The following is a 12,988-nucleotide window of genomic DNA, read 5'->3' as shown; positions in this document are numbered from 1 at the left end:
ATGGGGTGATGCCATGATTGATCGAAAGGCTTTAGTTGAGCGTCATAATCCGCTCATAACCAGCTTTGATAAATTCTCTTCCCTCTCCGTCGGCAATGGGAACTATGCCTTCACGGTTGACGCAACCGGCTTGCAAACATTCCCGAGCCTATACGCAGATGGGGGTGTTCCGCTTGGCAACTTCTCCAATTGGGCGTGGCATACGCATCCAAATCCAGAGCAGTACCATGTGGATAAGTTCCCTCGAACCTCTTTCCCTACCTTTGGCGGGAGAGAGATCGGGTTTCCGTATATGGCGCCCGGCCAAATTACCGATGAATATAAGTGGCTGAAGTTTAATCCACACAAATTGCATCTTGGGCAAGTTGGCTTCCGTTTTACACTCCCCTCGGGCGAGAAGGCAACCGCTGACGATTTGAATGACATTGAACAAATGCTTCATCTTTGGGGCGGAGTCATTGAAAGCCGATTTTCGATCAGCGGAGCGAAAACCAGCGTGGCTACCTGCTGTCATCCCACGCAGGATTTGATCGCCGTTCGCGTGAAATCGGATTTGATCCGCCATGGACGTCTCCAATTTGCCGTTCATTTCCCTTACGGCACATGGAAGTTCGCAGGTGTTGATTGGGGGAAAAGCGGCCAACACGCAACGGAAATCGCGACCGGCAGCAGCCATTCCGTCCACATTGGCCGGAAGTTGGATCAGGACACGTACGCGTTTTCTGCCGCTTGGTCCAGCGGAAGCCTCGTTCAAGACGAGCAAGACAATCACTTGCTTCTTCTAACGCCATCATCCGATCACGATGAATGCGAGTTCCGGTTCCGATTTACTCCCAAATCAGACGAGTCTGATTTGCCAGCCTTTGAAGCTGTGCGAGCCGACACTGAGCAGCATTGGCGCAACTTTTGGACCTCTGGCGGAGCCATCGAGCTGGCAGGCAGCAAAGATTCACGCGCGCTCGAGCTTGAGCGTAGAATTGTGCTGTCCCAGTATTTGACCGCTATTCAATCATCCGGTACCCTGCCGCCGGCGGAATCAGGACTTACCCATAACAGCTGGGCCGGCAAATTTCATTTGGAAATGCACTGGTGGCATTCCGTTCACTTCGCGCTCTGGAATCGCGTAGACAGCTTGACGAACAGTCTGGAATGGTACATCAGCATCCTGAATCAAGCCCGAAAGCTCGCTGCTTCCCAAGGCTATGAAGGGGCAAGATGGCCGAAATGCGTGGCACCGGATGGCGTTAACGGCCCTTGTTACATTGAACCGTTCCTCATCTGGCAGCAACCGCATCCTATTTATTACGCTGAACTTATCTATCAAATCAGGGGCACAAGAGAGACATTGGAGAAATATGCGGATCTCGTCTTCGAAAGCGCGGCCTTCATGGCGTCTTTCGCAGAATGGGATAACGAACAGCTGCGGTATGTGTTAGGTCCGCCAGTTGCACCAGCGCAGGAAATTTATGATCATGCAACGACAATGAATCCGACTTTCGAATTGTCCTACTGGGCATTCGGATTATCAACAGCCGTTGCATGGCGGGAAAGGCTAGGACTCCCGAAGGTGGAGAAGTGGGAGCATGTCCTGAAACATTTGTCCAAGCTTCCCGTGGTGGACGGTTTATATGTCGCTGCCGAGACAGCTCCCGATACATTTACTGGTGGCAGCAGCACCAAAGATCACCCTACGATGCTTGCCCCACTTGGTATCCTCCCCGGCCATATGGCAGATCGTGAAACGATGCTTAGGACCCTGCACGAAGTCATCGAGGTCTGGGACTGGGATGCGACATGGGGATGGGACTATCCGCTCGTAGCTATGACTTCAGCAAGACTCGGAGAAGGACAATTAGCCGTCGACACCCTGTTGATCGACAAGGTCACCAACACCTTCCTCCCGAATGGCCACAACTACCAGCGTAAACCGTTAACGGTATACCTTCCAGGAAACGGGGGCCTGTTAAGCGCTGTCGCCATGATGGCGGCGGGTTGGGAGAATGGGCCTGACACCCATGCACCTGGCTTTCCGCAAGATGGTTCTTGGGAAGTGAAGTTCGAGGGTTTGGCCAAAATGTTATAATCAGCGAAGAAGGAGCCCGCTTGCCGCGAGGCTCCTTCTTCGTTCTTTCAATCCAATATAGCTAGCGATGTATCAATGATACCTTCCAGTTTTTCTTTATCGTTTGTTGTTTTGGCCAACACGCATAATCCGATAAAGGCGTTGTTCAAAAACTCTGAAATTCTCCGTGCATCGTGATGACTTCCGATTTCTCCCGTTTCCTTGCCGCGTAATACCAAGCCGTATAGTTTGTCCTCGGTTTTAACAAAACTTTGATTCACTTTCGCCGCGGCTTCTTCATCACAAACAGCCAGTTCAACCGCCGTATTCACGATCAAACACCCTTTAGGACGATCGTCTGCGGCCACAATGGCGTGCTCAAACATTCGCCGGATAGCTTGTTTCATCGGGGTAGGAGCCTCTACTTTTTGATGAACGGAACTTTCCAGCATTTCCCCGTACTTCTCTACTGCCTTCATATATAAACGATGTTTGTCTCCGAAAGTATCATAGATACTCCTTCGATGTATCCCCATATGTGTGACCAAATCTTGCATGGAAGTTTTCTCATAACCCTGCTCCCAAAAGATATGCACCGCTTTTCGCAGCACGGCATTCACTTCAAACTCTTTGTTCCTAGCCATAGTCGACCTCCTTTTTACAGAGTCTAGTATAGCATGATTTTGCGGACTTTTGCTTGTATCCGACTACAATTACAACTCGAACTTCCCAACAGCCGTATGCAATTGTTCAGCGATGCCGTTCAGCATACCGGCAGACCTGGTGATATCATTCAGCGACGTCATCTGCTGTTCAGAAGTTTCGGCCACCTGTTGAGCGTAGGCAGATGAATTTCTAGCGTGAGAGCTCGTTTCTGCGACTGAAGCGGACACTTCTTCCGAAGTGGCGGCTAGTTCTTGAGCGGATGCCGCAACCTCTTGTATGCGAACAGCCACTTTCTCGGAAGCTAAGAAAATACGATGAAAGGAAGTCTCCGCCGTAAGTACCATCTCTTTGCCCATATCCACTTCCTGCAGACAATCATGCATCGTTTGAACAGCTACTCCGGTATTATCCAAAACCTGGCCAATCAATTCGGTAATTTGATTCGCAAATTGCGCGGACTGCTCCGATAGCTTGCGCACTTCCCCGGCAACAACCGTAAATCCTTTGCCTGCTTCTCCTGCACGAACCGCTTCAATCGCCGCATTCAAAGCGAGCAGGTTTGTTTGCTTCGCTATATTGCCCATCAGGCCAATCATATTATTAATTTCTTGAGAATGGTTCTCCAAATTTAGAATAACGGTATTCGCCCTGCTGACCGTATCACTCATACCATTCATGCTCGTAATGAGCGCTTGAAGGTCTTGCTCGCCTTGCTTTGCTTCTCGGAATGCTTCCATGGAAATATCTGATACCTCGGACGAAGCTTCAGCGATCCGCCCAATACCAATGCTCATCTCCGTCATCGCTGTATGCGTATCCTCGTAATTCCGGACTTGAATTTCTGCTCCGGAAGCTACCAATTGCATGACCTCTGCCACTTGGTTGGATGCATGCGACGTTTGCTCTGCATGATCAAGGAGCTCTTTGGACGAGTCAGCAACCGAAGAAGAGGCGTTGCGGATTTGCAGCAAGATGTCCCGGACATTCGTCTTCATTCGGTTTAATGAACCGACAAGTTCACCAATTTCATCTTTATTTCTCACTTTCACATCTTGTTCAGATAAGCTTCCCAAAGACACCGTCTGAAGAGCTTGGGAGACAAGACGGACAGGCCTGGAGATATTACGTGTAATGAAGAAAGCCAGAATCAGACCGATCAAGACGGCAGAACCAAAAATATAAATCAGGTTCATTTGTCCAGAGCGATAAATAACCGAACTGCTCTCTGAGGCCGCTATCGCGCCTTCATGTTTGATTTTGACAAGAACCTCCAGATATTTCTGCATGTTCACAAAGACTTTATTCGAATCTGAAATGAGCGTTTCCACTTCTTTCTCCATGCTGCCGGAGCCTTTACTCAAATTGGCTTTTTTACTAAGTTCCAAGAACTTCTCATGATAACCTTTGTAAGTCGTCCATTGGTTTTGGAAGGCTTCGAAATTCCGCTTCTCTTGCTCATCCGACAGCCCTTCTCCAAATTGTTTAATCTGCTCGTCTACATTGCTAATCCCTGCACTGGCTTGTGTCTGTGTGCTTTGCAGCTGAGCTGGATCCATTAAGATAAAGAGCTGCATTTCTAATCCGTGTACATTTTCCGTTAAATAACTGATCGTATTGACAGCTTCAACGCCAGGCATCCATATCTGGCTGATTTCATCACTTTTGTTCTGAATCGACTTCATATTCGTTAGACTCATCCATCCTGCAACAGAAGTAAGCAATAATAGCACAATAAAACTGACATACATTTTCTTACCCACTGTAATTTGAGGCAGTCTCATTTTCAAGAATCTTCTCTCCTTTAGATATTAACCTTTGTTCAAAAATTCCAATATCTAAATGTTACAGAAGGTTTGTTAAATGTAGATAAAAAAAAGCCCCCACAAAGTGAGGACTTTCATCAATATACGACATGTAAATAGGACTTTTTAATGATTACTTTTGTAATATTTAGCATAAATCCAACATTTTTGTTTGTTTTAAGACAGAAAATTACAAGAATTCTTGTTAAACTTGATTTATTATAACAAAAGGCGAGGATAATATGGTTCAAGTCATCTGGTTGCTCATCTTAATTTTGTTTCTCATCGTCGCTTCAACCCGCAAAGGGTAAGCGTATTCCTCGATGTCTAGCCAAAAATCTGCAGATCATGAATGGACCAGTAATTCCCTGCCTTCATTGTCTGGACGATCTTGACGAATCGTGCATACGTTGGACTAAAATTAATGTCCAGTATGCTTGAACCGCTACCTGTTGCAATCGGCTGAGACCACGTATACCCATCGGTAGAAACATAAACCTCATATTTCCTTGGATAATCATTCGGGGACCCTTCGCTCCGAAGCCGTATTCGGTTGATCGTGGTCGGTGTTTTCATATCCACTTGATAGAATTGCCCGGGAGCTTGCGCGACCCCCGTATCCCATCGGCTGTAGATATTACCGTCAATCGCCCCTTGGGGTTTTCCGGAACTGCTGGTAACTTCCCAGTCCTTGCGATCCAGCGCCACACTATCTGTTGCGATAGCTGACGCCGGTTGTGAAACTTCGTTGGTACCTGAGAGTCTAATCTGATACTCGTATTGGTTCCCAATTACTGTACTCGTATCTACAAACTCAGTCCCCTGCACTTGCTCGGCTATCACCTCGTAACTGCTCTCACTCCCGCCGGATTTGCGCAATATATCATAACTTTGTGCTACTTCCGACTCATTCCAGCTGAGCTCAATCGCATGATGCTGAGCCGGTTTCGCCTGAATCCACGTTGGTGCCACTTTCTTCACCCCGTCTGCCCGCGATAAGATGTACTGCACAGCCTCACCCGGGCCTAACGTTTCTTTAAAATCCAGTTTGGGATCGGCTTGCAACCTGCTCAAATAGGATCGTGCCGACTCATACGTATCACCCGCTCCGAATCTTTCACCTTCATATATCGCAGCCTCTGGCATCGTCACCTTAACCTGTATCGTTTGCGGACTCGATTCAAAATTTACAAAATTGAGTAAAATCTTATCCGATTTCCCTCCTGAACCAGGAAGTGCAGGTAATGTCGAGGTATCCACGCCCCGGAAATAAACCAGTTTATCCGATAGCTCCGGTTTATTGCTTATTTCGTACACCAACGGCTTGCCATGCGTCGCATAAGCCAGATTTAAGCGCCGCATCACCCCGACTCGCGTATCCTCTTCCGTCGAATTCTTATGAATTTGCATCTGTGCGGGGTTCTGCGTATTCAAATCAATGCCCGGTTCGAACAAGGCATATTCCGGATAAAAGGCCGCGTGCTGCATGAACATATCGGCATATCCGATATGAGCTCTCATGATGCGATCAAAGACAGCCGCATGGGGTTCCGCCGCGCCATATTCAACGGGATCTTTATGGCTATCCGAAGTGCCGTACTCCGTATTCAGCATCAGCTTCTGCAAACCATCCTCTGCCCCTCCGAAGGTCCGCATGTTCTCCAGAAAGCTTCCATCTTTATTATTCACATAAGAGGTCCCATACGCATGCCCGTTGGTTAAATCCGTCATCTCTTCAAGTTCCATTCGCTGATTCGGATCACTCTCCCATCCGTCAGGATCTCCGCAGCGCAGCACGCCCGATGTGTTTTGATTCCGACAAGCTCTCATGCTGTATTGCGGCGCATAAGCCCAGCCCGGAGCGACCGTTTTCACATGTGGAGCAAGCTCGGGCAGATTGGTTTTGAGCCATTTGGCTATGGCCAGATTCACGCTTTTGGATCGATTAAATAAGCCTGGTTCATTATCAATCTCATAGTATTGAAACATGGAGCCATACTGCTTCACATAGTCCGACAACTTATTTTCTGCATCGGCCGGCAGTGTGCCGTCATCATTCAGCTTAATATTTCCTGTATGCAAATGAAGAGCTACCGCTTGCGTGTTGTAGTCACGCAGTGTTTCATAATAAGGCTTAATGGCGGAACATCCCTCTTTGACATCGGTCGCGCAATCCACACGCATCACATTGCCGCTATAGGCAATTCCAAGCCATTTTAAAACATAGGGAAGGTGTCGAACCGCTCCTTGGTCATAATAAAAGGACAAATTGCTGACCTTGGTGCCCGATTCCACATATCGCCCATGAATAGGCTCTTCGGCAGGGGCAGCTAGTGCATCAAGCGAGAGATAGTCCCATTTCCACCATAGAAATTTATTCTCATCCGCTTTGCAAGACAAACATCCTTCAGCCGACAGCTTCAATACGTTATTTCCGAGCTGCAGCTGCTCCTTAGGAATATAGAGCTCATATAATTTTTTATATTCGTAAGCGCTAGTCGTCCCTCCGACTCCGGCGATTTGAATGATGCCCGAAAGCAGGTTATTGGAAAACACCGCCATCTGAGGAACGGATTTATGCGCATCTAGAATTTTCACTCGGAAATGAACCCCATATTCGGGTATTTCAGCTAAGGCATAGTTGATCGACAAAGTTGGATTCAACGATTTATTGAGACCTTGCGGCACCGAGCTCCAAGTCTCCTGCTGCTGTTCGCCCGAAGATACGGTATAACTGATCGAATCTGCGCTTTCTTTTCCAAATTCCAAATCAGAATCGTCGGGTTTGCCTAACGTCCAGATTGGATTGCCAATCTGATTGGATTCTGTCATCACCTTTACCATCTCTGTTCTTGCAGATGCACCGTAATTAGTCGAAGCCGAGATCAGGATCAGTAAGATCAACAAGGCCGATGGCACAATCACATATCTCATCATGTTAGATACCTCTCAAACCTCTAAGGTAGTAATAGGGCATTTGCTGGAATAATTTCTTTGGGTTGGGAAGGACTCTTCCACATGAGTTTAGCAGCGGCACCATTCTGGTTATCATAATACTCCACTTTCAAATCAACAGGCACGCCAGCGGTAAGGGCAATAGATCCTGTTCGTTCTACCCAACTTTGATTGAACCAACTATCAATAACCAACTTGCCGTTCACCCAAACGCGAATGCCATCATCGCTTAGCGTGGATATCTGATACGTTTCCGAATAGGCGGGCAAAAGTTTGCCTGTCCATCTCACCGAAAATGTATCTGCTTGCATGGAAGGGAAAGGGGCTGAAGTCGACCAATTAAAATCAATTTTGGCATCCACCTTCGTTTCTTTTAGCCCGGTCAAATCCTTATTGTCGAAATATTCCGCTCGCAGCCCATTTTTACTATCCGGGGCCGAAATTGGCTGAATCTGCGGTTGTTTGATTGGCAGGAAAGATTCCCTGCTCAATATTTTCGAATGCGAGTAGAACGATTTAATCTCATCTTTTTTGTTATTTTCGGTCAGCATCTTGCCCCACGTCATGAAATAAGCCCAGCGGGGCTGATCTTTTAATACATCAGCACTTGGCAGTTCGCCATTCTCCCCGATCGCCACAGGCTTGCCGCCTGCCAATTGGGTGATACTTTTATAATAATCCGGATTGTAATCATTATCATAGATATCGACCGCGAGAACATCCACTTTGCTTCCCCCTGGATAGGTGGCCGTGAAAGGGTCGGCATTCGCATTCGGCGCGTTAGGACTCCACACCCAAAGCAAATTATTCAGCTTATGCACATGCACGAAGCGATCGTACATAATCGTCCACAGTGCGGAGAAGTTGTCCTTCTTGCCCCACCAGAACCAGTCCCCGTTCATTTCATGATAGGGACGCCACAAGACAGGAACGCCCGCTTCTTTCAATTTCTCCAAGTAAATTGCCGTTTTATCCAGATCATCAATCAATTTCGCATACTGGGGAGTGCCCGGGGTGACGTACTTATCGAATTCCGCTTGGCTCATATTCCGCTGCACATTCGACCAGCAGAGGCAGGTGCCAGGAATGCTTTGATGATAAGAGATAGTAACCATACCGCCGGCCTTATTCCAAGCGATTGCGCTGTTGACGACCTTTTGCCTTTGTTGCGCCAATTGGCTTTCGTTTTGAGCCAAAACGGCACCGAATTCATAACCATGAAGGGCAGGAAATTTTCCTGTCCACCCTTTCACTTGATTCGTCCATTCATCTGGACTTTCAAGATAATCATGCTGCCCGCTAATCGTGCTGACACCCGAAACGACATAGAGCTTCTGCAGCACCGCCTTCGCTTCTACCGTTGCTTGCGCGTTGACTGGAACAGAAGTCGCGGACGCCGCTGCTTGCGGTTGAAACAAGAAATTCGGAGCTACCAAGGAGAGTAAGAACAATAAGGAAACCACTTTCTTACGTACACCTGCCTTTCCTAAAATTTGAATCATCTTCTTTGTCATAACGCATCCTTTTCACCATGAAATGGGTATATTTGTAATTTTTATGCCTTCAAACAAGGAATCGCCTTCCATTCCCGAAATCGAATAGAAGGCGGTTCTTTGTTTCAAAACAAAACTTAAATAAATTGATGAAGGGAAATATCCTTCCAGTCCATACAAATCCGAACGATATCCTCTTCGACTAAGTCGGATCCACTTTGTACCTCGATAAATTCAACATCCGTAATTGCCCGTATGCTGTGTCTGGTCCCCTCCGGAATACGCACAACATCCCCCGGCTTCACTTGGTAGAGCTTATCATTAATGATAATATCCGCTACGCCGCTTACAATGGTCCATACTTCAGAACGTTTGTAATGCAGCTGATAACTGATATTTTTACCGGCATGAACGAGAATACGTTTCGTAAGCACCTCATTATCTTCGGCATATTTGACATAATCAATAACACGATACCGTCCCCATCTGCGTTCTTCATACATCGGGCGATGCTCGATTGTATTCATGACTTCCTTAATGCGAGGGCTCTCCGACTTGTTCGTCACCAGAATGCCATCCGGGCTCACGGCTACAACAGCGTCATGAATGCCGATAACGGTGACAGGGATGTCGAGCTCGTTAATCAGATGAGTATTCTCGCAATCCGTCGTTACGATACCTGTCCCGATTTGGGAACGTCCCATTTCTTCCGTCAACGTATTCCAAGTTCCCAAATCCTTCCAGAATCCATCGTAAGGAACAACGACACAACTTGCTTCTTTCTCAACAACTTCATAGTCGAAGCTGATTTTCGTTAATTTATGATAATTTCTGAGCATTTCCTCGTATTGAATCGGAATTCCTTTATCCATCATGACCTCAATGAGATAGCCCAGCCGGAATGCAAAGACGCCACAATTCCAAAGCGCTTTTTGATCAATTAAAACTGCTGCTTGTTCCCGGTTAGGCTTCTCGAAGAAATATTGGACTGCTACCGCTTCTGTCCCTTCCCGGCGCTCTTCAGAAGGAACAATATAACCATATTTCTCGGACGGAACCGTCGGAACGACACCCATTAGCGCTAAATTCGCGTCTGTTTCGTGCAGAACGTCCTCTAATTGTTTAATTTTCTGGAAAAATGCCTCATCCACATACGGATCTACCGGCAGCACCGTAATCACTGTGTTTAAAGGTAAACTTTCCACATCATACATATAAGCAGCAGCTAAAGCGATAGCAGGAAATGTATCTCTGCGCTCAGGTTCGATAATAAGCGGAGCTTCTCCGCCAAGTTGGCTGATAATCATCTCGACCTGCGAGCGATTCGTCGCTAAGTACGCATCCTCGCCAAGGCCTGTATTCTGCAGTTGTCTCCATACACGTTGCACCATGGATTCATCTTTGCCTTTATCATCCTCAAGTACCTTTAAGAACTGCTTGGATCTGGAATCATTGGACAATGGCCAAAGTCGCTTACCGGAACCGCCTGAAAGAAGTACCAATTTCATGAAAACCACGCTCCATTTGATTTATTTGGGATACAAGCAAATTATCTAGCCAGTGCTTTCGGTCTGGATACGCCAATCAAATCAGGTCGCCCAACGGAATAATATTTGAGCCCCGTTCCTTGAATTTGTTCTTGGCTGTACACGTTGCGGCCATCAATGAGAATCGGCTGATCCATGATAAAGATCAGTTTAGACAAGGAGATCGTTTTGAATTCCTCCCAATCCGTTAGCAAGCAAATCGCATCAGCACCAACGGCTGCTTCCATGGCATTCTCACACCACTGAATCGAAGGATGGTCAATACGCTCCCTGAATTTATCCATCGCAATTGGATCATACAGCTTCAGCGTTGCTCCAGCTCGGATCAGCGTTTCAACAATTTCAATCGACGGCGCATAACGAATATCGTCCGTATTCGGCTTGAAGGATAACCCCCAAATGCCGACCACTTTGCCGCTTAGCAGTCCAAGGGAAGCCTCAAGTTTGGAAATCACCTTGTAGCGCTGCGATTTATTCACTTCCACGACGGATTTGAGCAATTGAAACTCATAATCGACATTGCCGGCAATTTGAATCAAAGCGTCCGTATCTTTCGGGAAGCAAGAACCTCCGTAGCCGATACCGGCATTCAGGAAAGATGAACCAATTCGCTTATCTTTCCCCATCCCTTTGGCCACTTCCGTGACATCAGCGCCGACCTTCTCGCAAATATTGGAGATTTCATTGATAAATGAAATTTTAGTCGCAAGAAAGGCATTCGAAGCATACTTGATCATCTCGGAGCTCCGGATGCTTGTGACGAAGATTTGATCCGTGAAGGCACGGTGGAGATCGGTAAGCGGCTCAGCCAAGCTTGGATTATCGAGTCCAAGGACAATACGATCCGGATGAAGGGTATCATCGATAGCCGAACCTTCGCGCAGAAACTCGGGAATGGATACAACATCGAAGGCATGCTGCGTATTCATCGCAATAATCATTTGAATATGCTCATTCGTACCTACGGGAACGGTGCTTTTCGTTGCAATGATTTTATACCCGTTCATAGCCTTGCCGATCTCCATAGACGCTTGCTCAATGTAGGACAGATTAGCCTCGCCATTCGGCAAGGACGGTGTGCCCACGGCAATGATAATGAGTTCAGACTGGCTGATGGCGTGAGCCAAATCCGTTGTAAAAGCTAACCGGCCAGCATGGATATTCTTCTCCATGAGCTCTTCAATGCCAGGTTCATAGATAGGAGAAATGAAGTTCTGCAGCTTGTCAATTTTCTGTTTATCCTGATCCACACAGATCACATTATTTCCCACCTCAGCGAAGCACACCCCGGAAACTAATCCCACATAGCCTGTTCCAATTACTGCAATATCCATACGATTAATTCCCCTCTCTGAATTGTTGATAAGCTTTAGCCATGTAGATTTTCAATTTCTCCATAAATGTTTTTTCATCAAATTTCTGGGCATGTTGGATAATTCGGCTCACATCCCAGGCATGGTTTTCCACTTCCTGTATAGCGAGCAGCAGATCCTCTACCTCTTGCCGTTTGAAAAACACACCATTTACATGAGGCACTATGGTATCTAGCGCACCGCCAGCCTGATAGGCGACAACGGGTCTTCCTGCCGCATTCGCCTCCAGCGGTGTAATCCCGAAATCCTCCTCGCCGGGAAAGATTAAGGCGCGACACTCCGCCATCATTTTGGTTACTGAACCGTCATCCAACCTCCCCAGAAAACGAACATTTCCTTTGGCCATCGCCTTCAGTCTCATCAGATCGGGGCCTTCCCCTACGATATGCAGAGGCAGGCCATTCCGATTAAATGCTTCTACAGCCAGATCAATCCGTTTATAAGACACAAGTCTTGATACGATCAAATAATAATTATCAATGTTCGTCGAGCTGTGAAAGCGAGTCGTATTAATCGGTGGAAAAATAACATCGGAATCGCGATGATAGTAATTTCGGATACGACTTTTCACAACCGAAGAATTCGCAATAAACTGATTTACATTTGCTGACGTTTTTTGATCCCATTGCTTAAGCTGATCGATATAAATTTTCAAGAGACGTTTCATCACGCTCGATTTGGTTTGTCTCTCCATATAAGTGTCATAATCCCAGGCGAAACGCATGGGGGTATGGCAGTAACACAGATGGAACGTGTTCTTCGGTACCTGAATACTCTTCATGAATGCGCTGCTTGAACTGAGCACAATATCAAATTCTCGAAAGTCAAAATCCTTAATCGCAAACGGATAAAGAGGCAGCATTTCTTTAAAATGACTTTTTCCTCCAGGCATTTTCTGCATCCAAGAGGCTCGTATATCCGCATCCCTCAGTTCATCGAGCAGACGATTGTTGCTAAACATGGTCGTATAAATGGGAGCACTCGGGTACATTTGGTGAAAGACTTCAACAACTCTTTCGGCTCCGCCCATTTGAACCAAATAATCATGCGCAATTGCTATTTTCATTTGATCCATCCTTTACACACTAAG

At 46.8% G+C, this 12,988-nt stretch carries 8 protein-coding genes; 1 reads left to right on the top strand and 7 read right to left on the bottom strand.

Going from position 1 to position 12,988, the window contains the following annotated elements:
* Window positions 1-13: 13 nt before the first annotated feature.
* A complete protein-coding gene (locus AC3WTJ_RS12950; protein ID WP_492522087.1) occupies window positions 14-2,083 on the top strand; it encodes a glycoside hydrolase family 65 in 2,070 nt (689 codons plus the stop codon).
* 47 nt (window positions 2,084-2,130) lie between these two features.
* On the opposite strand, the gene AC3WTJ_RS12945 is transcribed toward AC3WTJ_RS12950, so the two are convergent.
* The 7 genes from AC3WTJ_RS12945 to AC3WTJ_RS12915 all read right to left on the bottom strand — a co-directional run bounded on the left by AC3WTJ_RS12945 (window position 2,131) and on the right by AC3WTJ_RS12915 (window position 12,964).
* Complete coding sequence (locus AC3WTJ_RS12945; protein ID WP_492522086.1) at window positions 2,131-2,706, bottom strand: TetR/AcrR family transcriptional regulator; 576 nt, start codon at window positions 2,704-2,706, stop codon at window positions 2,131-2,133.
* 69 nt (window positions 2,707-2,775) lie between these two features.
* The gene (locus tag AC3WTJ_RS12940; protein ID WP_492522233.1) at window positions 2,776-4,509 is read right to left on the bottom strand and encodes a methyl-accepting chemotaxis protein; all 1,734 of its coding nucleotides are present in this window, start codon (window positions 4,507-4,509) and stop codon (window positions 2,776-2,778) included.
* 348 nt (window positions 4,510-4,857) lie between these two features.
* On the bottom strand, window positions 4,858-7,467 hold the full coding sequence (locus AC3WTJ_RS12935; RefSeq protein ID WP_492522085.1) for a discoidin domain-containing protein: 2,610 nt from the start codon (window positions 7,465-7,467) through the stop codon (window positions 4,858-4,860).
* 20 nt (window positions 7,468-7,487) lie between these two features.
* Window positions 7,488-8,999 (bottom strand): glycosyl hydrolase, encoded by a 1,512-nt coding sequence (locus AC3WTJ_RS12930; RefSeq protein WP_492522084.1) that lies wholly within the window; start codon window positions 8,997-8,999, stop codon window positions 7,488-7,490.
* Window positions 9,000-9,115: 116 nt separating this feature from the next.
* Window positions 9,116-10,486, bottom strand: a complete 1,371-nt coding sequence (locus AC3WTJ_RS12925; protein ID WP_492522083.1) for a sugar phosphate nucleotidyltransferase — start codon at window positions 10,484-10,486, stop codon at window positions 9,116-9,118.
* Between the two features lie 41 nt (window positions 10,487-10,527).
* Complete coding sequence (locus AC3WTJ_RS12920; RefSeq protein ID WP_492522082.1) at window positions 10,528-11,859, bottom strand: UDP-glucose dehydrogenase family protein; 1,332 nt, start codon at window positions 11,857-11,859, stop codon at window positions 10,528-10,530.
* A 4-nt stretch (window positions 11,860-11,863) separates the two neighbouring features.
* Complete coding sequence (locus tag AC3WTJ_RS12915; RefSeq protein ID WP_127449114.1) at window positions 11,864-12,964, bottom strand: glycosyltransferase; 1,101 nt, start codon at window positions 12,962-12,964, stop codon at window positions 11,864-11,866.
* Between the last annotated feature and the right edge of the window lie 24 nt (window positions 12,965-12,988).

This window comes from Paenibacillus sp. FW101-FHT12H11 (assembly GCF_058790355.1).
This window is presented reverse-complemented; position numbering and strand designations above follow the sequence as displayed.